General features: G+C 42.5%; 22 protein-coding genes and 1 riboswitch. Of the genes, 14 read left to right on the top strand and 8 right to left on the bottom strand.

Annotated features, from left to right (window positions below; genetic code table 11):
- Nucleotides 1-11: 11 nt before the first annotated feature.
- The 4 genes from EPX21_RS03075 to EPX21_RS03060 all read left to right on the top strand — a co-directional run bounded on the left by EPX21_RS03075 (nt 12) and on the right by EPX21_RS03060 (nt 4567).
- A complete protein-coding gene (locus EPX21_RS03075; protein WP_134088217.1) occupies nt 12-782 on the top strand; it encodes a glycoside hydrolase family 25 protein in 771 nt (256 codons plus the stop codon).
- 349 nt (nt 783-1131) lie between these two features.
- Nucleotides 1132-2238, top strand: coding sequence for a YncE family protein (locus tag EPX21_RS03070; protein ID WP_134088216.1), 1107 nt, complete (start codon nt 1132-1134; stop codon nt 2236-2238).
- Nucleotides 2239-2318: 80 nt separating this feature from the next.
- A complete protein-coding gene (locus tag EPX21_RS03065) occupies nt 2319-3374 on the top strand; it encodes an oxidoreductase (protein WP_134088215.1) in 1056 nt (351 codons plus the stop codon).
- The gene (locus EPX21_RS03060) at nt 3371-4567 is read left to right on the top strand and encodes an aminoacetone oxidase family FAD-binding enzyme (RefSeq protein ID WP_134088214.1); all 1197 of its coding nucleotides are present in this window, start codon (nt 3371-3373) and stop codon (nt 4565-4567) included. The genes EPX21_RS03065 and EPX21_RS03060 overlap by 4 nt, the downstream gene beginning before the upstream one ends.
- Before the next feature lie 77 nt (nt 4568-4644).
- On the opposite strand, the gene EPX21_RS03055 is transcribed toward EPX21_RS03060, so the two are convergent.
- The 4 genes from EPX21_RS03055 to EPX21_RS03040 form a co-directional block, all read right to left on the bottom strand.
- Nucleotides 4645-5826, bottom strand: a complete 1182-nt coding sequence (locus EPX21_RS03055) for a homoserine dehydrogenase (RefSeq protein WP_134088213.1) — start codon at nt 5824-5826, stop codon at nt 4645-4647.
- 31 nt (nt 5827-5857) lie between these two features.
- Entirely contained in the window at nt 5858-6916 is a 1059-nt protein-coding gene (gene metX, locus EPX21_RS03050) for a homoserine O-acetyltransferase (protein WP_134088212.1), read from the bottom strand.
- Nucleotides 6917-6939: 23 nt separating this feature from the next.
- A complete protein-coding gene (locus EPX21_RS03045) occupies nt 6940-7134 on the bottom strand; it encodes a PLP-dependent transferase (protein WP_370450919.1) in 195 nt (64 codons plus the stop codon).
- A 253-nt stretch (nt 7135-7387) separates the two neighbouring features.
- A riboswitch (SAM riboswitch) is annotated at nt 7388-7496 on the bottom strand.
- A 357-nt stretch (nt 7497-7853) separates the two neighbouring features.
- Entirely contained in the window at nt 7854-8393 is a 540-nt protein-coding gene (locus EPX21_RS03040) for a GNAT family N-acetyltransferase (RefSeq protein WP_134088211.1), read from the bottom strand.
- Between the two features lie 262 nt (nt 8394-8655).
- Between EPX21_RS03040 and mqnE the strand changes: the two genes are divergently transcribed.
- The 3 genes from mqnE (at nt 8656) to EPX21_RS03025 (ending at nt 11387) form a co-directional block, all read left to right on the top strand.
- Complete coding sequence (gene mqnE / locus EPX21_RS03035; protein WP_134088210.1) at nt 8656-9852, top strand: aminofutalosine synthase MqnE; 1197 nt, start codon at nt 8656-8658, stop codon at nt 9850-9852.
- A gap of 169 nt (nt 9853-10021) precedes the next feature.
- Nucleotides 10022-10651 carry a histidine phosphatase family protein gene (locus tag EPX21_RS03030; protein WP_134088209.1) on the top strand — a complete coding sequence of 210 codons (630 nt, stop codon included), beginning with the start codon at nt 10022-10024 and terminating at the stop codon, nt 10649-10651.
- 16 nt (nt 10652-10667) lie between these two features.
- Complete coding sequence (locus EPX21_RS03025) at nt 10668-11387, top strand: menaquinone biosynthetic enzyme MqnA/MqnD family protein (protein WP_134088208.1); 720 nt, start codon at nt 10668-10670, stop codon at nt 11385-11387.
- An 81-nt stretch (nt 11388-11468) separates the two neighbouring features.
- On the opposite strand, the gene EPX21_RS03020 is transcribed toward EPX21_RS03025, so the two are convergent.
- Both EPX21_RS03020 and EPX21_RS03015 read right to left on the bottom strand, forming a co-directional pair.
- On the bottom strand, nt 11469-12422 hold the full coding sequence (locus EPX21_RS03020; protein WP_134088207.1) for an aldo/keto reductase: 954 nt from the start codon (nt 12420-12422) through the stop codon (nt 11469-11471).
- Between the two features lie 94 nt (nt 12423-12516).
- Nucleotides 12517-13632, bottom strand: a complete 1116-nt coding sequence (locus tag EPX21_RS03015) for an AI-2E family transporter (protein ID WP_134088206.1) — start codon at nt 13630-13632, stop codon at nt 12517-12519.
- A gap of 124 nt (nt 13633-13756) precedes the next feature.
- Here EPX21_RS03015 and EPX21_RS03010 point away from each other — a divergent pair, with 124 nt between their 5' ends.
- The 4 genes from EPX21_RS03010 to EPX21_RS02995 all read left to right on the top strand — a co-directional run bounded on the left by EPX21_RS03010 (nt 13757) and on the right by EPX21_RS02995 (nt 18463).
- Nucleotides 13757-15589, top strand: coding sequence for an alpha-L-fucosidase (locus EPX21_RS03010; protein WP_134088205.1), 1833 nt, complete (start codon nt 13757-13759; stop codon nt 15587-15589).
- A 7-nt stretch (nt 15590-15596) separates the two neighbouring features.
- Nucleotides 15597-17048, top strand: a complete 1452-nt coding sequence (locus EPX21_RS03005; protein WP_134088204.1) for an alpha-L-fucosidase — start codon at nt 15597-15599, stop codon at nt 17046-17048.
- 152 nt (nt 17049-17200) lie between these two features.
- Complete coding sequence (locus tag EPX21_RS03000) at nt 17201-17761, top strand: DUF6580 family putative transport protein (protein WP_240768492.1); 561 nt, start codon at nt 17201-17203, stop codon at nt 17759-17761.
- Nucleotides 17762-17779: 18 nt separating this feature from the next.
- Nucleotides 17780-18463 (top strand): NAD-dependent deacylase, encoded by a 684-nt coding sequence (locus EPX21_RS02995; protein ID WP_134088202.1) that lies wholly within the window; start codon nt 17780-17782, stop codon nt 18461-18463.
- Nucleotides 18464-18967: 504 nt separating this feature from the next.
- Here EPX21_RS02995 and EPX21_RS02990 read toward each other — a convergent pair.
- Nucleotides 18968-19162 carry a hypothetical protein gene (locus tag EPX21_RS02990; protein WP_370450918.1) on the bottom strand — a complete coding sequence of 65 codons (195 nt, stop codon included), beginning with the start codon at nt 19160-19162 and terminating at the stop codon, nt 18968-18970.
- Between the two features lie 576 nt (nt 19163-19738).
- Here EPX21_RS02990 and EPX21_RS02985 point away from each other — a divergent pair.
- Genes EPX21_RS02985 through EPX21_RS02975 form a run of 3 tightly spaced genes read left to right on the top strand, consistent with a single transcriptional unit; the run spans nt 19739 to nt 23096 of the window.
- Nucleotides 19739-21184 carry a circularly permuted type 2 ATP-grasp protein gene (locus tag EPX21_RS02985; protein ID WP_134088200.1) on the top strand — a complete coding sequence of 482 codons (1446 nt, stop codon included), beginning with the start codon at nt 19739-19741 and terminating at the stop codon, nt 21182-21184.
- A gap of 13 nt (nt 21185-21197) precedes the next feature.
- The gene (locus EPX21_RS02980; protein ID WP_134088199.1) at nt 21198-22133 is read left to right on the top strand and encodes an alpha-E domain-containing protein; all 936 of its coding nucleotides are present in this window, start codon (nt 21198-21200) and stop codon (nt 22131-22133) included.
- A gap of 12 nt (nt 22134-22145) precedes the next feature.
- Nucleotides 22146-23096, top strand: a complete 951-nt coding sequence (locus tag EPX21_RS02975) for a transglutaminase family protein (RefSeq protein WP_134088198.1) — start codon at nt 22146-22148, stop codon at nt 23094-23096.
- Here the strand turns inward: EPX21_RS02975 and kdsA are convergent, their stop codons facing one another.
- Complete coding sequence (kdsA, locus tag EPX21_RS02970; RefSeq protein ID WP_134088197.1) at nt 23097-23912, bottom strand: 3-deoxy-8-phosphooctulonate synthase; 816 nt, start codon at nt 23910-23912, stop codon at nt 23097-23099.
- Between the last annotated feature and the right edge of the window lie 7 nt (nt 23913-23919).

Here is a 23919-nt window from a genome sequence, read left to right as displayed (position 1 = left end):
TAAAGACAGCCATGAAGAAAAGAGGAAAACGGAAAAAGAAAACAAAAGGCTCTTCCTGGAAATGGTTGCTGATGGTCTGTTGTTTACTCGCATTGATATCCATCGCACTCGTCAATCATTTTTTATTTCGAAATGCAACCCATTACGGTATAAAAATGCCTACCGGATACCATACCCATGGAATTGATATTTCCCAATACCAAGGAACAATCGACTGGGACGCTTTATGTTCACCACAGGATAACGATGTGCCTATTTCCTTTGTCTACATGCGGGCCACGATGGACATGCGGAACGACAAAAAGTTTAAAGTAAACTGGCAGGAAGCAAAGGCACATGGTTTAAAACGAGGTGCTTATCTTTTTTTTCATCCGAATAAAGACGGAGTGCGGCAAGCAGAACTTTTTATAAAACGGGTAGGAAATTTAGACGGATGCTTGCCTCCTGTAGTTGACATTGAAAAAAATTATCGTACTGACGCCAAATTGCTAAAGAAGCGATTGCAAGATTGTTTGAATACCCTCCATAATTACTATGGAATCCGTCCCGTGGTATATACCTATACAACCTTTTATCGAGATTTTCTCGGCACAGCATTCGATCAATACCCATTATGGATTGCCCATTACGAGCGGGAGGACAAGCCCGATTATATTAGCCGTGAATGGGACATTTGGCAACACAGCGAGCGAGGAAGAATAGCAGGCACAAACGAATTTGTCGATTTCAATGTCTTAAACTGCCATAATAGCATTATGCCATGTGAGGTTTGTACGAACTAGCTGTTGATTGCAAGCTTTCGTATGGCCATTGTTCATGTACTTTCATCGATTACTACAAGGTTAAGTCATGTTACGAACGCCTTAAACCGGCGGCCGTTTCCTCATTGGTACGTCCGTTGACCTACATTTGGATAATCGCCTTGAATGATTATTTTTGTCAGAGAGATCAATAGGAAGTCAAGGGGGCATATTTCGAGTTAGCACTCGGAAATAGTAGGCGCTCGGAAAGTGATCAATACGAGTTGTTCTCGTTAAGATATCATTAAAGTGAATAGCAAGTAGCACTTTCATTTATTAAACCGTTATAAAAAGCATATAAACAAAAATTCACCTTATTTATAAACAACAAATGAAGACAAAATTCAACTCTCTTTACCTAAGCTTATTGGCCGGAGCCTTACTTACACTGGGAGCGTGTAGTAAAAATGATGATGATGACGTTACTCCTACTATGCCAATAGCGGAAAACGCAGGTTATTTTATTCTCAACGAGGGATCGTCCTTGAACTCCAGTTTAAGCTTTTATAATCTTTCGACCGGAAACTATACAAATAATGTCTATAGTAACCTAGGTACCGGCGCGAACGACCTAATTACTTATGGAACCAAGCTGTATGTGAGTGTTACAAACGCCAACAAGGTAGTGGTATTAGACTCCGAAACCAAACAGGAGCTGGGAACAGTTAACATTAGCTTACCTCGTAACTTACTCTCTTATCGCGGAAGAGTTTATGCAACCGGTCAAGGAAATAACGAGTTAGTGGCTATCGATACGACAACCTTTTCCACAACTAGCGTAGCTGTCGGAAATTCACCGGAGCAACTCGCTGCTACTGGAGGAAACATTTACGTAGCCAATTCGGGCTGGAGAGAAAAACTTGATGGCGGTGATTACGACAATACCATTTCGGTGGTTAATGCCAGCTCTTTGACAGTAACTGGTAGTATTGAGGTCGCAGAGAATCTCGTGGCTATAGCTGCTGATAGTGTTAGAAATACGCTATATGTGAATGCTAATGCGACTTATGAAGGAGTTACGGAGACCAATCCATCGAAACTGTATGTGGTCAACTTATCGAACAATCAAATTACGCCCATGACTTTCGGAGCGGAACAAATAATTGTGATTCCGATGACACAAACCACGTCGCAGGCTTTTCTAATCAGTACAAACTTTAATAACAATACTTCAGGAAAAGGACAATTGTTGACGATGGACACTGGAAGTCAAACTGTACAAACTTTCGGTCAGTCTGGTTTAGCAATAGATAATGCTTACAGCATTGATTTTTTACCACAGCTATCAGCGATTGTTGTTGGAGATGCGAAAGATTACACCAGCAATGGTACCATGTCTCTGTTCGAATACTACAACGGTGCTTGGGTTGGCACGGGGTCACTTGAAGTAGGTGTTAGCCCAAAAGCTTTTGCTTTTTATTATCCCAATTATCAATAGATTAAACACTAATAATAAAAAATTCCGGCTAGCTATGCCGGAATTTTTTATTTCTCCTCAATTCCCTATCTTCGTCTCCCATGCAACTCAATGTAGGATTGATCGGTTTTGGCATGGCAGGACAAGTGCTTCATGCTCCTCTTATAAGCTCGGTAACCGGCTTAAAACTTTATAAAGTTTACGCCCGCCGCAGTGAACAGCAGTCTATTTTACGTACAAAGTATCCAGATGCCGCGATTGTAACAGATGTTCGGGATATCTTTAACGATAAGCAGATTGACTTAGTAATCATTGCTAGCTCTAATGACGTACATTTTAGCCTTACTAAAGCGGCTTTATCAGCGGGTAAACATGTAGTGGTAGAAAAACCGTTCACTAATACGGTGGACGAAGCAGACGAACTGATCGCGTTGGCAAAAAATCAAGGTAAATTATTGTCCGTCTTTCACAGCGCCCGTTGGCACAGCGACTACCTTACCGTAAAGGATGTGATTGCGAGCGGCGAACTGGGGCGATTGGTGACGATGGAAATCCGCTACGACCGCTTTCGTAATTACCTGCGCCCGAGCGCTTGGCGTGAAGATGATTTACCGGGCTCGGGTATCTGGTTTGACCTCGGTGCCCACTTAATAGATCAGACTTTACAGTTATTCGGTAAACCACATAGCCTTTTTGCCTCGTTGAGAAAAATGAGGGAAGGTGTAGGGGCGGTCGACGACTTCGAAGTATTGTTTTATTACCCGCAATTGAAGGTGTCCTTAAAGGGCAGTATGTTGATAAAAGAACCCACCCCACGCTTCGCATTATATGGAACCGAAGGTGCCTTTATAAAACCGGGGGTCGATCCGCAGGAAGCGGCGCTTCGGGAGGGAAAAACACCGGCCGACTTACCAAATTGGGGCGAAGAACCGGAAGAAATATGGGGCATCCTCAACACAACAGCTGAAGAACCGGAAAACCGAAGAAAGATTCCCAGCCAAAAGGGAAATTATCCAGGTTATTACGAAAATGTTCGTGATGCCATCCTAAAAAAAACTGAATTGGCCGTAACCGCGGAGCAGGCCCGGGATGTGATTTACTTGCTGCAATTGGCCGAAAAAAGCTGGGAAGAAAAACGTGTAATGCTCGTCGAATGAATTATGACGCATTAATTATAGGAGGAGGGGCTTGCGGCCTCATGTGTGCTGTGCAGGCAGGCTACCTCGGTAAACGAGTAGCGATCTTGGAGCGAAACGATAAGCTAGGCGCCAAAATACTGATCTCGGGAGGAGGCCGCTGCAACTATACCAATTTATATGCATCGCCCACGAATTTCATTTCCGAAAACAAGCACTTTTCCATCGCAACGCTAAATCAGTGGACGGTGGATGATACCATCCAGTTTTTTGAACAGCAGGGTATCATCGGGCAAGAGAAAACACTCGGCCAATTATTCCCTACTTCTAACAAAGCCAAGGATATCGTTGCTGCCTTTGAACGCCTACTCAAAGAATTAGGGCAAGAGGTGTTTCTGCAGGCAGAAGTGAAAGCGATCGAAAAGAACCCTGGCTCTGGAACTTTTCAGGTTACATTTAATCACAAGGACCGACTGGAAACGCTTGAAGCGCCTAAGGTGGTCATGGCCAGCGGTGGCTTGCCGGTCGCTAAGCTCGGCGCGAGTGATTTTTCCCTCCGGATAGCGAAACAGTTTGGTTTAGATGTGACCGCCACCGCACCGGCCCTTGTTCCATTAACGATCACCGGAAAGGGCGCCGAGTGGTTCAGTGCTTTAGCCGGCAATTCGATTTTTAGTCGGGTTTGGAACAATCGCATAAGCTTCGAGGAGAATATTTTATTTACACACTGGGGCCTCAGTGGCCCTGCCATCCTGCAAATCTCCTCTTACTGGAACCCTAGCGAGCTGATTTGGATTGACCTGCTACCGAAGCAACGCATTGCTCAATTAATCCAACAAGAACGGGAAAGAGGAGGGAAGCGTTTGCTTTCACAGCTGTTGCAGGATCATTTTACTAAGAAGTTCACGGAAGCATTAGGCAAATTTCTACCCGTCGATAAGAAAGTTGCGTCTATCGGCAAACAGGAAGTAAAATACATGGAACAGGTGATTCACCGCTTTGAAGTTAAACCCGCTGGCAGCAAAGGCTATGATAAGGCTGAGGTCATGCGAGGAGGCGTCAACACAGACGAACTCTTGCCGAAAAGCCTGGAGTCAAAAAAATGTGAAGGACTTTTCTTCGGTGGTGAATGCGTGGACGTCACCGGTTGGCTCGGAGGCTATAACTTTCAATGGGCCTGGGCAAGTGGATACGTAATCGCGCAGCATCTCTAAATTAGTTGCACGAGCAGCTTCAGTAGCACATGAATGTAAGATTGTTGCGCTCCGCCGCTCCTGCCCGTGCAGCTTTCTTATGGCATCTCCACCACAAAACTCTTATCCTGCGCCAACAAAGCTTTATTAGCAATCAACGACTCAAGATTGATTTCACCGATGATGTATTTAAACTCGCGGGCATAATGTCTTTCGGATACTTTGATAAAGTTCAGTTTTTCCAAAATGGTCTCGTCATTATAACGTAAGTAGACCGTAATCTTATGGTTGTTGCTATGGCTTAGTTGGGTTGCTTCCAAGTGCTTTTTATACTCGTAACGATAGTCATACCTTAAGGCAGCGATATCGGAAAGGACCGCAGATCCCGTTGGATGTCCTCCCGCCCCTTTGCCATAGAAAAATTGCTGATCGGCAAAAGCCGCTTGAACCACCACCCCGTTGTACTCGTTCTCCACCGAATAAAGGATGCTCTTTTCGTTTACAAACTTTGGTATGACGTAAAGGATGACCTTTTCATTACCAATTTCGCGAGCCGTTGGCACCAACTTGATTTTGTAATTCTTTTCCCTGGCAAAACGAATATCGTAGTCTGATAACTGATCGATACCGATATTGAGAATCTCTTCCGGCTTAACGTATAATCCATATGCATGTGAAGCCACGATAGCCAATTTAAACTTCGCATCAAAGCCGCCTACATCTAGTGTTGGATCCGTTTCTGCGAAACCTAAAAGCTGGGCTTGTTTCAAAGCGGTATCATAATCCATGTGTTCGTTAAAAATTTTGGATAAGATGTAATTCGATGATCCGTTGAAAATCCCCGACACAGAATGTAAAAGTTCATTATCATAGTATTCTTCCAAATTGCGGATAATAGGAATACTACCGCATACAGCGCCTTCGTATAAGAGACTCGTGCCATATTGCTGTTGAATGTCCACAAGTTCCTCCAAATGCGTAGCGATCATTTTTTTATTGGCGGAAACCACATTTTTACCATTCTTTAAAGCTTTGGAGACAATATCAAAAGCCGCCTCGGCATCGTCGATCAACTCTACGATGGTGTTAATTTCCGTATCCTCTAATAGATCATCTGCCTTTGTCGTGAATAAATCCAAAGGCAGCGTTCTCTTCTTCTCTGGATTTTTGATGGCGAAACGTTTAATTTCCAGGTTTAGCTTTTTGGTTTTAATGATATCGTACAAGCCTTGGCCTACTACACCAAAGCCAAACAATCCTAGTGTAAGCTTTTTACTCATTGTTGTGTTAGATCTTCTCTATGTATATATTTTAACTATGTGGTTGTAATATCTCATTCAGTCTATTGGAATGATTTTCTTTCAAAAAAGCAGCTATTTCCTTGCTGATCTGCTTTGTCTCGATAAGAAAGCCGTCGTGTCCATAAAAAGAATTGATAGCTGCGAATTTCGCGTTCCGAATATGTTTGGCCAAAAACTGTTGCTCGTCTAAGGGAAACAGCAAGTCGCTGCTAACACCTATCACCAAGGTTTTCGCTCGTATCGTTTGCAACGCTTGTTGCGCACCATTCCTTCCTCTGCCGACATTGTGGGCATCCATCGCTTTGCTCAAAAACCAATAACTATAAGCGTTAAACCGTTTGACCAATTTCTCGCCTTGGTAGTTTTGGTAGGAAGAAGCACGATAATCATCGACTTTTTCGTCCGAATTTTCTAGTTGAGTGGCACCATAGGTCTCATAAGTTCTGTAAGAGAGTAGCGCAATGCTGCGGGCTACCTTTAAACCCTTAGCACCGCCGTCGGCTTTGTTCGCGAAGAAAGTACGATCCGCACTAATGGCTAGGCGCTGACTCTCATTGAAGGCAATTCCCCAAGGGGAGTGTTGCGCATTGGTAGCCAGCAGAATGAGACTTTCAATTCGATCGGGATGGCTAATAGCCCACTCCATAGCCTGTTGCCCGCCTAGCGAGCCACCAATCAGCACTTTAATCTTACCGATGCCCAATTCTTGTGCTAACAGCTCATGAGCAGCAACGAGGTCGCGGATAGAGAACTGCGGAAAAGAAAGGTAGTAAGGCTGATCCGTGCTCGGATCAATGCTTAAGGGACTGGTGCTGCCATAATGTGATCCTATAATATTGGCGCAAATAATAAAATGTTCTTGTGGATTGAACAAATCCTTTTCGCCAAATAACCCAGGCCACCAGTCAAATACGTCGGAGTTAGCCGTCAATGCATGACAAACCCATACCACATTATCTTTTCGGGTATTCAGACGTCCGTAGGTATGGTAGGCTATTTGTAGACCTTTTAATCGTTTTCCGTTTTCAAACCGAAAGGTTTTATTATAGTTGAATTTATGGATACTCATATATTAAAGCGCTCACGCGCCGTTTAATTTCTACTTGATCTTATATCGAAAGCTTGTTGTAAATCGGCAATTATATCGTCTATATGTCCTATACCTACTGCTATACGCAGACTTATAGGCGTCACACCTGCGGCCAACTGCTCTTCCTTCAAAAGCTGTTGATGGGTTGCGGCCGAAGGCGCTTTTAAGGCGTGAAATTTTAGATTTTTTGTTGACATTCGATATTTCTTATAATGTATTAACCACTTATTTATGAGCCTAAACGTATGAAAGAATATACATCAGAAGGTTGTATATATTAGCATTAAGAAAAAAAGAGATTTCTTTCTAACAGCACATACGCATCCCAGAGCAATACATATAGGTCGGCGATTGCCCTTTGCTGACAGAGATTTGATTGAATGCCTGCTGGCTAAACGCTATACCAGACTTGACTGTGCTACTAGTTGAATGTGATTTCATGTCTTATTCAATTTATATGCTCCCATTTATTTGGGACAGGATTTGGCACCTTTTCCAATCGCTTCGGATGGTTGCCAGTGGGTCTTAGAGCCGGTCTCTCGCCACTTCTTTATAAATCAAGACTCTTTTTAAGAGGAATTGATCAATACATTATTGAAATGTATGGCGCAAATATACACTTTATTTTTATTGCGCAAAACTTTCAGTTGCAAAAAGCAAAAGGATAAGGTAGTGAATTAGCGAAGCTGTTAATAGTGAATAGTTGGCTTTAGACTGCTCTGTTTTTGGTGTCAGACATCAAGACTTCTTGTCCTAATGTCTTATGTCTTATTATCTACTATCAAATATCATCCACTCAAAGTGGTATTAAGTATCAGGTATCAAGACTTCCTGTCTTGGTTCTGTTTTTGGTGTCAGGTATCAATATTCCTAGCCTATATTTATGCCTTATGTTTACTACTAACTATTCTTTACATTAAATAGCTTGTTGAAACCCGTCCTTATGAATAAGTTTAGCGGTGGAGGGTGGTAAGTCGACCGGACGCGAGTACGTTACAAAGTTTTCTTCCTTTAACGCGTTGAAAAAGCCCAATTTCTCTACCATTCGGGTGGCCGGCTGGTTGTCTTTGTTGATGCAGATTTTAATGAAGGACGCGCCCAAGCAATATTTAGCCATCTCGACCATCTGGTTAAAGGCGGCAGGCATAATTCCCTTTCCCCAATATTCAGGTACAAGGGACCCGCCAAAATAAATTTCCTTTTTCTTTTTGTTCCAATTATATAACACGCAGCAACCGATCACTTTACCGGGTTCATTTCTCAAGCGAATGGTGTAAATAAATTTACAAAGCCAGAGCATCCTTTTCGTGAACTCTTCGGCCGTTTCATCGCCAACCTCATCATTGACATTAATCTTCCAAAACAGATCCGGTCTGATGTAGATGTTGTTGAAAATTTCTGCGTCTTCGATGGTTAGTTTACGCAAAACGATGGGCTCTACCTTTAGTGTATCCATAACTTAAGAAATTAGAACGAAAGAGGGCAGTTGTAATTCGTCGAATAAATATACCGTTATCTTTCCAAGAATACAACAAATAAGTTCTAAAAATTGTTTGTTTAAGTTTTAACTTCTAAGTTGTAACTGACACCTACGCTATAATGCCGTACACACCGCCTAGATCTTAAGCCCCATAACCTAAAATCTTACGTTAACGAGACGGTTACAAGCTTGCATATCCCCCCAACTTTATCTAAGTTTGCCCGTAAGATATTCGCGTATGGAAGCAGACAACAGCTTAAAATTAGTCATTAACAACCCCCGCTTGGATGCAGATTTGAAAAAGATAGCGCTAAAAGTTCTTGAAAATAAACGCATAAGCTTTGAAGAGGGGGTAACGCTTTATGAGAAGGGCGAATTGGGATACCTCGGTGTGCTGGCCAATTATATCCGGGAAAAGAAGAATGGTAATTACACATATTTCAACCGGAATTTCCATATTGAGCCCACAAACCTCTGCGTATATGACTGCAAATTCTGTTCTTATTCCAGATTAATTAAAGAACGATCCGAGGGTTGGGAAGCAACCATGGAGGAGATGCTGGCGACAATCAAAAAATATGACGATGAACCGGTTACAGAAGTGCACATAGTAGGAGGGGTCCTCCCGCAATACAATATGCAATTCTATATGGATTTATTTTCGGCTATAAAAAAACATCGTCCGCAATTGCATGTCAAAGCGTTGACGCCTGTTGAATACCACTATATTTTTAAAAAGGCAAAAGTAGATTATGCCACCGGTATGCGCATGATGAAAGACGCGGGACTGGAATCTATGCCTGGAGGCGGAGCAGAGATTTTTCATCCTGAAATAAGAGAGCAGATCGCTAAAGACAAATGCAACGCTGAGCAATGGCTTGCCATCCATGAGGAATGGCATAAGCTGGGTATGCACTCCAATGCCACAATGCTGTATGGTCATATCGAAGGATTTCATCACCGTATAGACCATATGGAGCGGTTGCGACAATTGCAGGATAAGACCGGCGGCTTCCAAACATTTATTCCACTTAAATTCAGAAACAAAGACAATCAAATGTCGCACATTCCTGAAGTTTCTGTGATTGAAGATCTAAGGAATTACGCGATTGCACGGATCTATTTAGACAACTTCCAACATATAAAAGCCTACTGGGCCATGATCAGTAGGGATACAGCGCAGCTATCCCTAGGTTTCGGTGTGGATGATATCGATGGAACCTTAGATGACACCACCAAAATTTATTCGATGGCGGGTGCCGAAGAGCAAAATCCGGCAATGACTACGCAGCAATTAGTGGAGCTTATTAAACAAGTGGGGCGCCATCCGATCGAACGTGATACCCTATATAATGTAGTCACTGATTATCACGACTACCAATTCGAACAAACAGCTCCAAAAAGTAGCTATTATAGCTTGCCGGTGGTGAATTAGCGCCGGAGTTGTAGGTTATAAGTGCTACGTTTTAAGTAGCAAGCTGTAAACCTATGGAGTTCTGAGCAGGAGTTTTAAGGATTATGTGGCTGAGGACAAATTTTAAAAGATGGTAAGCTCAAGCTATCGACAGGCGGGCATTTGACTGATGGATAAAAACTATTTACAGGTGAAAAAATTATTCTATATTATTAGACACGGAGAAACGGACTTAAATAAACAAGGAATAGTGCAGGGCAAAGGTGTTAACACACCATTAAATGCTTTCGGACAGCGACAAGCACAAGCTTTTTACGATGCCTACAAAGGAATAAACTTCGACAAAATATATACGTCCACGTTGATCAGAACGCATCAAACGGTGGCCAAATTCATTGAACAAGGCCTTCCCTGGGAGCAGCTAGATGGTTTAGACGAAATAAGCTGGGGAATCTATGAAGGGAAAGAACAGTCGACTAACATTATGACCGGATTCAACTCCATTACTCAACAATGGAGCGAAGGTAAACTGGACGTAAGCATAGAAGGTGGCGAAAGTCCAAATCAAGTGCAAAAAAGGCAAAAAAAGGCAATGGATTACATCACATCGCAACCGAACGAAGATGTGGTGTTGATATGTATGCACGGTCGGGCCATGCGTATCCTCCTTTGCTTGCTGGTAAACAAACCGCTTTCTGAAATGGACGACTTTCCGCATATGAACACTGCTTTGTACCTAGTTTCATATGACAATGGAGTCTTTACAATAGAAGACCACTACAACATTAATCATTTAGCCGAACTCCAAAACGCTGAATAGTTTTTAAATAGCACACATGAATAAAATAAACGTATCAGCCGTATCTTATACAAATACGACCCCTTTTATCTATGGCATAAAAAATACGCCACTTATTAATGAAATTGAATTAAGCCTAGACATCCCCAGTACCTGCGCGCAGAAGCTGATTGACCGGCAGACGGACATAGGCCTGGTACCTGTCGCAGCCTTGTTGCATGTTCCGGGCTATGAAATTATAGCTGATTACTGTATCGGCGCAACCGGGGCGGTCAACTCGGTATTTATTTTTAGTAATAAACCAATTACTGAGATAAAAACACTTCGACTTGACAAGCAATCACGCACCTCCAACAACCTGGCGAGGGTATTACTGAAGAATTTTTGGAAACAACCGGTCGAACTGACCGAAGATTTAAATGCCGATGCTTTTGTAGAAATAGGCGATAGAACCTTCGGAAAGAAAGACAGCCTTCCTTTCGTATATGATATGGGAGAAGAATGGATGAATTTTACCGGGTTACCATTCGCTTTTGCAGTTTGGGCCGCGAACAGGTCCTTGCCGCTTGATTTTATTTCACGCTTTAATGAGTCCATGAAATTTGGATTGGACAACCGGGACAAAGTCATAGAAGCACTGCCTAAGCGAGACGACTTTGACATCGCCCATTATCTTAAACACTCGATCGACTTCGCGCTCACGGATAAAAAAAGACAAGCGATCCGGTTATTTCATCAGTATATTCAAGCGCTTTAGAAGGGAATAAGGGAGCAGTGAGTAGGGGAAACTTACTTACCCCACCCAACTATTTCCCTACTAGCTACTCCCAATCAGCTATCAATAGCTGCTGGCATTGTCCAAAAGTGTTATTTCTTCAGGCGTTAAGGTAATTTCCGCCGAAGTAAGTAGGTCGTGGAGCTGCTTCTCGTTCGTAGCACTCGCAATCGGCGCGGTAATAAAAGGCTTGTGCAACAACCAAGCGATCGAAATCTGCGCTTTGCTGGCCCCTTTGTTAGCAGCCACTTCCTCCAAAGCCACTATAATACGCTCACCTCGTTCCGTCAAATAGTGTTTTACGGATTCGCCTCGCGGACTTTTGCTCAAATCGTCTTCACTTCGATATTTACCGGTAAGAAAGCCGCTTGCCAATGCATAATAATTGAGCACGGCTAAGTTTTCGTCTTGCACCAAGGGGAGATATTCCGCTTCAAATTTTTGACGGTCATAAAGGTTATAAAGCGGCTGAATACTTACATAAGGCTGTAGATTATTTTTTCTAGCGAATGCGTTAGATTCCGCAATTCGCGCTGCCTTAAAATTAGAGGCCCCTATGTAACGGACTTTACCCTCCTCAATAAGCTTATTCAAAGCTTCCATTGTTTCCTCAACCGGCGTCGCCTCATCATCATAATGCGTTTGATAGAGATCGATATAATCGGTTTTCAATCTGAGTAATGAAGCTTCTACAGCTTCTTTAACGTAAGAGGCCTTCAAGCCCTTTTTGTCTTTGTCCATCTCGGCTCCCAATTTGGTAGCGATTACCACATCATCGCGTTTTCCCCGTTTTGACAACCACTTGCCAATGATGGTTTCAGATTCACCGCCTTTATTTCCTTGCACCCATTTAGAATATACATCTGCTGTGTCTATAAAGTTATAGTCGCTATCGATGAATGCATCCAACATCTGAAAAGAGGCGGCTTCATCCAAAGTCCATCCAAAAACGTTACCGCCAAAAGCTATGGGAGAAACTTCCAACGGTGTCAAACCTAACTTTCTTTTATGTGTCATTACGCAAATTAATTTTGTTGTCTACTATAAACGACAACAGAATTGATAAGTTTTATCAGGAATTGCACAAAACCAAATATGACACCCTATTTACTCAATGCGATATTCCCTCACTTTTCAGCTTTTTACGTCCCGGAATTTTCATATAACTTCCTACGCCGCTACTTTCATCGCCTAACAGTAGACCCCATGGTTTTAGCTCCGGCACACGATCAAAAATTACTTTCATAATAGCAATCATCGGAATCGACAAAAACATACCGGTAATTCCCCACAGCATTTCGCCCAGCACCAAACCAATCAGCGCAATTAACGTATTGATTTGCACTTTTGAGCCGACAATTTTCGGCATAATATAATTCCCGTCTACCGCATGAATGAGTACCAATGCGACGATGACAAAAAGCACATGTGTAACGGTCGATGTTGCAAAGGTGATCAAAACCGTTATAATTAAGGCGGTAAAAATGCCGATGTAAGGGATAATGTTAAAAATGCCGGTAATCAATCCTAGTAGGAAGGTATATTTCACATCAATGAAATAAAAGGCTGTACAGGTCAAAAGCGTGACAATCAGCATTTGCAAGAACAAGCCCACTATATAGCGTTTAATTATATACTGAATCTGATAGACGATCTCGTATACCACCGAGCTGTGCTTCTTTTTAAATGAATTCACCAAAAACCTAAGAATCAATCTTCTGTGGAAAAGTATAAAGAAGGTATAAAGAAAAGAGAATAATAAAAGTAAAAGCAGAGATGACAATGACATCAATGTTTTACTTAAAATCGTAGTACCGGTAGAGAGCGACTTGGAGGCTGCCTCATTTATGTAGTCTATCTGGGCTTTGTTATTCACGTGAAAAGTCTGCGATATCCAAACCTGCAGGTCGGCGGCCGAACTAAGCAGCTGCTGCTTAAATGCAGGCCAGTCTTTTGCTAAAGACGAAAGCTGCGTACCCAACAAGGTAAAGACAGCGACTATAAAGATGACCAAGGTAATAGACGACAATAGCGAGGACAGCGATCTCGGCATTTTTAATCTACGCTCTAAAAAATTAGCTAAGGGCAACAATAACACGGCACATAAAAATCCAAAAATCAAGGGCGCCAGAATCGTGTGCCCCAGAACGGCCAAATAACCTATAAGCAATATGCTCAGCAAAACGCAAGCGAGTTTTACATAGAATGGAAGTAGAATTATCTTCATTGAACGGGTTTTAGGAATAAATAAATATAAAGTTAATGTATTTTTCAATCTAGAACCGGATTTCTTTGGCTAAAATGAGAAATCAACTATCTTTATCGAAAAATTTAAAATCTGCCCGTCACTTATGTTAATAAAAAGAGCAATAACCTTCCTTTTAGCCGGATCGGCCTTCTTGTCCCTCGCTGCGCAAGAAAACAAAAAAAACACCGACGAGTTAAAAATGGAATGGTTTGAAGACGCCAAACTAGGTATATTTATTCACTGGGGCGTTTATGCGGTAAACGGTATCTCCGAGTCCTGGTCGTTTTTTAACAATTATTTGGATCATGATGCCTATATGCAGCAATTGAATGGATTCACCGCATCGCAATATAATCCACAACAATGGGCGAGTTTGATTGAGTCGAGCGGCGCTAAATATGCCGTCATTACCGCCAAACACCATGATGGAATCGCCTTATGGGACAGTGAAGCTGAAAAAGCGATTACGACCAAAAAGCACAGTGCCGCGAAACAGGATGTATTGAGCCCTTTTGTGAGCTCGTTGAAAGCGAAGGGCATCAAAACCGGTATTTATTTCTCGTTGCCCGACTGGAGTAATGACGATTACGATATTTTTACACGAACGAGAAAGAGGTACACGCTAAAAGATAGCCCGAAACGTTGGCAGCGGTACCAAAGTTATATGCTTAGACAGCTGGAGGAGCTTTCCTCTCGTTACCGCCCGGATCTTCTCTGGTTTGATGGTGACTGGGAACATAGTGCTGAAGAATGGCAAGCGAATAAGATAATCGCGAACCTGAGGAAACACAACCCCAATATTATTGTCAATGCCCGGTTAACCGGCTATGGCGATTACGATACGCCAGAGCAAGGAGTTCCGGTACTTAAACCAACGAATCCATATTGGGAACTCTGTTACACGATAAACGACTCATGGGGATACCAACCTTACGACCGCCATTACAAATCCGCTAATATGATTATCCGTACGCTGATCGATTGCATCAGCATGGGAGGGAATCTGCTGCTGGATATCGGGCCCCGTGCTGACGGCAGCATTCCTGCGGAGCAAATAGCCGTACTTAACGAACTGGGAAGATGGACGAATAAAAACCAGCAAGCGATTTACGGGACGCAGGCAGGTCTGCCTAACGGACATTTTGTCGGCAAATCAACGCTGTCAAAAGACAGTAAAACAATTTATCTGTTTCTTGACAAGAAAGACAATAAAACAATAACTGTCAATCAGTTAGTATCCCACGTAAAAGCAGTAAAAATCTTAGGCTATAGTGGCCGCGTTCCTTTTCAGCAGCAACACCACAGCCTTTCCATAAACATACCCGCAACAGGGGAAGATAAGGATGCAACGGTTGTCGCTATTGAGTTAGCGGAAGCATTGCAATTAGGCACTCCGCAGGAACGCGCGGTAGATTATGAACAAGTGGAGCAATCAACGGTGGACTTGCAATCGCAAATTCAATCCATCGTAGGGAGCATCAGCATTGGCTACAACCCCTTCGATAACAGCAATTTAAAATACGATGCTTACGGTTATACTTTACCAAGCAACCCGCACTTACAGCCATGGATAGTTAAGCACGTAGAAGCCTTGCACCATACGAAAAATGGCCTTCCGGAAGGCCATTATACGGGATTAAGTGCTTTATCGGAAGACAAAACCACATTATTTCTATTCATCGAAGGCAAGCCCACCGGACCAATAGCGCTTAAAGGACTTAAAAATCATATACAAAGGGCTCGTATCGTAGGGGAAGGTACGCTATTAACGCCGGAGATTTATAACAAGCTGTATTGGAGTCAGGTGCCGGGCATTACTTACATCCCAGTGCCGGAAGACCGCCTTGACCCGCATATGACGGTTATAGCACTCTTGTTAGATGGACCGCTAGACTTATACAGGGAAAACGTTGGAGCGATTGAAAGCAATTTATAATACTGAAATGATAAAGCATTTTTTAGTTGGGCTATTGAGCCTTTGCCTGTGCACCCAAGCCGTCGCCCAGGAACATAACACGTCGGCGGACTACATTAAACCGACTGATTCCTTGGTTGTAAAGAACCTAGCAGAATGGGGCGATTTAAAGTTTGGCCTTTTTATGCATTGGGGCACCTATAGCCAGTGGGGCATTGTCGAAAGCTGGAGCCTTTGTCCGGAAGACGAGGGATGGACACAGCGCCGTGGTCCACATGCGGAAAGTTACTACGAATACGTCAAGGCATATGAAGATTTACAAAAACAATTCAATCCGGTAGATTTTAACCCCGAAAAATGGGCAGAAGCAGCGAAAGAGGCCGGCATGAAGTACGTAGTATTTACGACCAAACACCACGATGGCTTTGCGATGTTCGATACGAAGCAGAGTGATTATAAGATTACCGATCCTAAATCGCCATTTTCGTCTAATCCCCGAGCTAATGTCGCCAAAGAAATTTTCAACGCCTTTCGAAATGACCAGTTTAAAATCGGCGCTTATTTTTCAAAACCAGATTGGCATACGCCCTACTATTGGTGGCCTTATTTTCCACCAAAAGACCGAAATGTGAACTACGATCCGAAAAAATACCCGGAACGCTGGCAGCAATTCAAAGATTTCACTTACAATCAAGTGAGCGAATTAATGACTGATTACGGCAAAATAGACATTTTGTGGCTTGACGGCGGCTGGGTACGACCTTTGGCGACGGTCGATACCACCGTGGAATGGCAGCGAGGAATTAAAACCGAACAAGATATCGACATGCCTAAAATTGCAGAAATGGCGCGGCTAAAACAACCGGGAATCATCATTGTAGACAGAACGGTACCCGGCGAATATGAAAACTATGTAACACCCGAACAGTCTATTCCCGACCAGCCACTTGACATTCCTTGGGAATCTTGCATGACCATGGGCAATTCATTCAGCTATGTTCCGAACGACCAGTATAAGCCGGCACGGGAAATCGTCCACAATCTGATTAAAATTGTATCCAGAGGTGGAAATTACTTACTCAATATCGCGCCCGGGCCGAAAGGCGACTGGGATGCCGTCGCTTATCAGCGTCTAAAGGAAATAGGAAAATGGATAAGCAAATACGGTGAAGGAATTTATGCGTCCAATAGCATAGCGCCATATTCGCTTGGCGACATCTTCTTTACACAGAATAAAGAAGAAAATACCGTTTATGCTTTTGTACTGCATCAGGAGAAAGACAGCCTCTTACCGGAGCGACTGGAGTTACCGCTAAAAGAAGGCGCTAAACTGCAAGAGCTAAGCTTAGTAGGAGCTCGAACTAAACTTCGGTGGAAGATCGTCAACAACAATATCCACATCGAAATCCCGATGGCTGCAAGAACGTTGCAGCCCGACAACTATGCAAGCATGATCAAAATGCGATATGTTCATTTATAGAACTGAGCCACAACCAACAATTGGAACTAGCGAAAAATAACGAACGACCGATAACGAATAAGAACAACTAAATTCGCTAATAATAAGCATTTTCTCTAAGTTTGTAAATCAAACAGATTAATATGAATACCAGCGATAAAAATAGGTTTAACATGAGAAATATCATCCTCATTTTGATCATTATCAGTGCTGCACTTTTACGGATACTTAATGTGGGGCGATTCGGGGATTGGGCTAATTTTACGCCTGTTGGGGCTATCGCGCTTTTTGCGGGCACTTACTTTCGCAGCAGATGGACAGCCTATATTGCTCCTTTATTAACTCTTTTCATTTCAGACGTAGTCATAAACTACGGTTATTTCGGGCAGATTACTTTGTTCTATGATGGCATTGTTTACGTTTATGTCGCCTTCGCGCTGATGGTATTTGCCGGTAGCCTGATTAAACGGGTATCGGTGTTGAACGTATTTTTGGCGGCTGTCGCCTCCGTATTGATTCATTGGATCGTCACTAACTTCGGTGTTTGGATAAGCGGCCAGCTTTACCCTTTGAATGCTGCTGGTTTTGTGAATTGCTATATAAAAGCTATTCCCTTCGAAAAAAACCTATTATTAGGTAATTTAGCCTATGGTTCTATTTTATATGGCGGCTTTGAATGGGCACAGCGCCAGTTCCCGCGGCTTGACTTGGCATCTGGGCTGAGCATTCGGTAAGCAGAACGAGAAGCGGATATGAAAGTCGTTGCATTTACAGGAGCAGGGATATCAGCTGAAAGTGGACTTAAAACGTTCCGCGGAGATGATGGCTTATGGGAAGGATATAACGTAGAGGATGTTGCTACACCTGAAGCCTGGCAGAGAAATGCCGAGCTAGTTCAACACTTTTATAATATCAGGCGGAAAGCCGTATTGGAAGCGACGCCTAACGCTGCCCACGAAGCGCTTGCTGAACTTGAAACCAAGTTTGACGTTACTATTGTAACGCAAAATATCGACGATTTACACGAACGCGCCGGATCAACCGACATTATACATTTGCACGGACTCATTACAAAGGCACAGTCGTCCGTCGATCCTTCGTTAATCTATGACATACAGGGAGATGAAATCAAGATGGGAGATCTTTGTAAAAAGAATTCGCAACTGCGTCCTCATGTTGTATGGTTCGGCGAACCGGTTCCTATGATGTCGGTCGCAATTGATGTGTGTCGAAAAGCGGATATATTCCTGATCATCGGCACTTCACTTCAGGTATATCCCGCCGCAAGTTTACTAAATTTTGTACCCTATAATGCTCGAAAAATCTTAATTGACCCTGCCGCACAAGAACTCAACAGCGCCGGTACAAGTATAACAAATATCGCTGAAAAGGCTAGTATCGGCGTCCCCGATATCGTGAACCAACTACTGAAATAATCGCGATATTTCCATCTCACTACACTATATCCCTTAAAGAAAAAGCCTACTCGCAGGCAACAAACAACTACATATCAATATTCCAACTACGCTGTGCGCTCAACATGCCTGATAAGAAAGGCGTGCTAATAAGCTACAACTCACGACGGACAATCTGAGCTCTTCCAAAGTACCGAGATTCGCTTAATACAACATTCATAAAACGATATTTGGTAAGCAAAACAACCAAATATAATTTTTATTAAACAGATAAAAGTAGTATATAACAAGATATTATACTCTTTATATAAACTAAACATTTATAACAGATGTTAACAATAAAGAGATATTCTACGTATCTGCCAAATAATATTCTGTTCATTATAGACACACATTATAAGAAGTTGTATTACAGACTATTAAATACTTTATAGAAACAATTATTTAAGACAGGGAAGAAGAGAGGTAAATAAGAGGGCCGGTCCGCTTAAACCAAGCGGGATAAGATTGATTCAAGAGATTATGCTAATATTCGTGTCGGTCGTAAGCCATTTTGAAATCAGTCCGCATGGCAGCAAAGCGCTCAACAACACCCTGTACAAATTCCTCATCTAAAATTTGAAAGACGCCATTGACGCCATCGGTCACATCCAATTCAGAGATTTTGTAAACTTGTTCTAATGTACCTTGTTCAAATTTGACGATGAATTTTTGATTCATCGAAAAGATAGTGATTTTACATTCTTTATGCGGAAGTTCGGCAATCGCTCTCATTAAACAACAAATAGATGGATAAAACTGAAATAGAAAACAAATCTACAAAATTATTGCGGATTGGTCTGGAATTATCGAGCTTAGCAAATTCTATTTAACATAATATAAATTATATAACATATCGTGTTCATGATTCATCTGGCAAGCGCAAGTAATCGTATTAGCATTTCACAGATATCGAAACTTTTCCGAAGTTTTGGGTCACGTTCAAATATGACAATAAACCAATCCGGTCGTCACTTCAACAGAAACCGCATAGCGACGCAGCTAAATCTATACAAAAATAAACGAAAAACGCATTATTTTAAATTAGTAACCAAGAGTAAGCTCAAAACCGTTGCTTTCAAACCTATATTCTCCTACGTCTTTTAACATCCAACAAATTATACACGTAAAATTTATAAAATAGATCAAAAAAAGACTATAAAGTCGGTTTATGATGTTCAAAAATGAATATTTTTGGTATTTTATTATTGATAATGCAACCTTATTTCCTTAAAATTATAGAAAATTCATAAACATATGGCAAATGAACATTTTCTTGACCAATATGTGCATCGTGAGAACACATGGGACGAGATGTACGATTCAAAAAATATTAGACAACAATATAGCCATGTTTTTTCCATGCTTAAAAACCTTGATGTCGACAGTATGAGCAATCGACATCGCCTAGCCGGCGAACTGTTTTTAAACCAAGGTATCACCTTTACCGTTTATAACAATAATGAAGGAATTGAACGCGTTTTCCCCTTTGACATTATCCCAAGGATTATTACCGGTAGCGAATGGGCCGAAATAGAAAAAGGCATTATCCAACGCCTGAAGGCGCTTAATCTGTTCCTTAAAGATATTTATAGTAATCAGCAGATATTGCATGACGGTATTGTGCCGGTGGACTTAATAGCCAGTTGTCCTCATTATACCCGAGAAGTCTATGGCATCAAGGTTCCTTACGATATATATGTTCATATCTCCGGAATAGATCTCATCCGGGGAAGCGACGGCAAATTTTATGTATTGGAAGACAATCTGCGGACTCCTTCCGGCGTTAGCTACATGCTCGAGAATCGCGATGTAACCAAAAGAATTTTTCCGGACATATTATCGACTTCGAACGTCAGGAGTGTCACCCACTACCCCACACTCTTACATGAAGTGCTACTAGACCTTGTTTCTTCCCAAGTATCCGACCCCTACATCGTGATACTGACACCTGGAATTTTCAATTCAGCATATTACGAACACACATTTTTAGCAAAACAAATGGGCGTTGATCTTGTTGAAAGTCGAGATTTAGTGGTTGATAATCACAAAGTCTATACAAAAACCACCAAAGGTCTTAAACAGGTCAATGTGATATACAGGCGCGTGGACGATGAATTTCTAGACCCCTTGGTTTTTAAACAAGACAGCCTCCTCGGTGTGCCGGGGCTGCTAAGTACCTACCGAAAAGGAAATGTAGCCATTGTAAACGCTGTTGGCAACGGCGTTGCCGACGATAAAGCGGTATATACTTTCGTGCCCGAGATGATCAAATATTATTTGAACGAGGAGCCGATCTTAAATAATATCCCGACCTATCAACTGAGCGACCCTGATGCACTTAAATATGCGCTTTCAAACATCGAAAATCTGGTTATTAAAAACACCAACCAATCGGGCGGATACGGAATGATCATGGGGAATACAATCAGTGAGCGGGAATGGCTAAAGGCGAAAAGTGAAATTGAGCGGAATCCCCGCAATTACGTTGCACAACCTATTATTCAATTAAGCACGGTACCATGCTTTATCAATGGGAAAATACAGCCCCGTCATGTTGACCTGCGGCCTTATGCTTTATATGGTCCGCAAGGAATTAAACTGGTTCCCGGCGGCTTAACGCGTGTCGCCCTGTCCGAAGGTTCCCTCGTAGTCAACTCTTCGCAAGGGGGCGGCAGCAAAGACACCTGGATTATTGACTAACCTAACAATTGATATGTTAAGTAGAATTGCAGATTCATTATTCTGGCTAACAAGATACATGGAACGCGTAGAAGACATGCTCCGCGTGGCAAGAACACATTATATATACTCTTTGGATAAAAACATCAATAGCGGCACATGGAAGCCTATTCTTCAGGTTTATACCGATTTGTCGGAGGACAAAACCGAACTGTTTGAAAATGACACCTACGCAGCACTTCACTACTTGTTACTGGATGCCAATAACGATAACTCCGCAAAAAACATCATACAAAAAGCCCGCGAAAACGCCCGCGGTGTACAAGACCATATTACAAGGGAAGTTTGGGAAGAGATCAACTCTATTTACCACTTAATTAACAGACCCTTCGTCAAACTGAAGCTGGCCAGCGCCGATGCCTTAGAAATCATCGATTTATTTTTAAAACACAGTATGATTTACGTCGGTGTAGCAGAGGTGACCATGCAAAGAGGAACCGCTTGGAACGTCATGAGGTTAGGGAAATTCGTAGAAAGAAGCATCGAAACGCTTATTTTGACGGATAAACAATGTGAACTACATGCCTATGACTTAGGGAAGGAACGCGACATCACTAATTGGCGTTTTTTACTGCTGTCACTTGCTGGCTACGAAGCTTACCTCAAGAGTTATCGGAGTACCAAACACAACCAACAGATTTTACAACAGGTGATCTTTAACCCTGATTTTCCCCATTCTATATTATACAGTCTGAATCAAATCGATCGCTCGTTGGCAATACTTATCAAAGAAAATAGCAACCCCGAAGTTCCAGAACTAGTAAGGACTTTTGGCAGAATCCAAAGTCGCATTCAATTTATGGATCCTGGCTCTGTGGTTCATATTGATATCAAATCATTTTTCGCAGAGCTCAAGCGCGACCTACTGGACTTCAACGCAAAGCTAAAACTCTTATTTTTTTCTTACTAAAATCCCCCCGCTATGGCTATTTACACCATCTCCCATATCACAAAATACACCTACGAAAAGTCGGTTATTGAAAGTGTAAATGAGATCCGTATATTTCCGTTCATCTGCCAAGAACAGGAACTGATAAACCAGGAGCTAAACATCAGCTTCTCCCCGATCCTGCATACCTATACCGATTATTGGAAAAACAAGGTGGCCACCTTCTCTATTCTGCATCCTCACCGAGAGTTAGTCATAGAAAGCCACCTTACTGTACGGACCACGGCATCGAGCCTCATTCAGGTCAACTTCCACAGTGATTTCTCTCAGCTCTATCAAGAGACAAGCAACAACTTGTATCTTACGGAACTGACGAAGCCGGAAAAGATCAAAAATCAGGGACTTATCAGGGATATAGTGACTAGCCTGTCAACCGGAAGTGCAAGCGTTGCCGAAACTATAGAAAAGTGTAGCAGTTACATATTTAAGCACTTTAAATACGTCCAAGGTATTACCGATATCGAAACAACGGTCGATGAAATACTGCAGCACAAGGCGGGCGTCTGTCAAGATTTTGCCCATTTAATGCTACAGATTTTGAGGACCCTAAAAATCCCTTCTCGTTACGTTAGCGGCTATATATGCCCGAACAAAAGCGGAATGCGCGGAGAAGGTGCGACACATGCCTGGATTGAGGCTTTTATACCTCAATTTGGATGGGCCGGTATTGATCCAACGAACAATACGTGGGTAACAAATTACCATGTAAAACTGGCCATCGGCAGAAACTTTAAGGATTGCACACCTGTTAAAGGAACCTTTAGGGGTAATTGTCACCAATTGCTTTCCGTCCACGTTTCTATCCATTACGAGGACGGAAAGTTGTTTGAGCAAACCAATGCAGTGAAAAGGCGGGATTCTGCTTTAGCCCCGGAACCCCTAGGGACCCATCTTATGGGAAACCAGCAACAACAACAGCAATAGCTAAATAATAGCTTCTCTGATCCGGGTAAGCTTGATTAATAATTCCTCCAGTCGATCCAGGTGCAACATGTTAGCGCCATCCGATTTAGCGTTCGCCGGGTCCGGATGGGTTTCTATAAACAAGCCATCGGCGCCCACAGCAATAGCCGCCTTAGCAATTGTTGCTATTAACTCCGGTTTACCGCCAGTAACTCCCGACACTTGATTTGGCTGCTGCAGCGAATGAGTGCAATCCATCACTACTGGGACGTCAAAAGATCGCATGACAGGAATTCCCCGGAAGTCCACAATTAAATCTTGATAGCCGAAGCTGTTACCGCGATCTGTTAATATTACCTGCGTATTACCCGTTTCTATTACTTTATCGACCGCAAAACCCATTGAATGAGCCGATAGAAACTGGCCTTTTTTAATATTAATCGTCTTACCAGTTTTACCGGCCGCTACTAACAGCTCCGTCTGTCGACACAAAAACGCAGGTATTTGCAATACATCTACGTACTCAGCTGCCATAGCCGCTTCGTGCGATTCGTGAATATCTGTAACCGTTGGCACATCGAAGGTTTCACTTACTTTTCGTAAGATCTTTAACGCTTTTTCGTCCCCAATACCGGTAAAAGAGTCTAACTTCGATCGGTTTGCTTTTCGATAAGAGCCTTTAAAAATATAGGGAATTTTTAGCTTATCGGTGATGGTTACTATTTTCTCGGCGATGTCCAAAGCCATCGCTTCCCCTTCAATAGCACAAGGACCCGCCATAAGAAAGAAATTGCTGGAATCAGCATGTTTGATTCCAGCGATTGATTGTATTGTCATTTCTTTA

Origin of the sequence: Olivibacter sp. XZL3 (genome assembly GCF_004368405.1) — a bacterium.
Taxonomy (GTDB): Bacteria; Bacteroidota; Bacteroidia; order Sphingobacteriales; family Sphingobacteriaceae; genus Olivibacter.
Note: the sequence above shows the minus strand (reverse complement) of the source record. Positions and strands in the feature narration are given on the sequence as shown.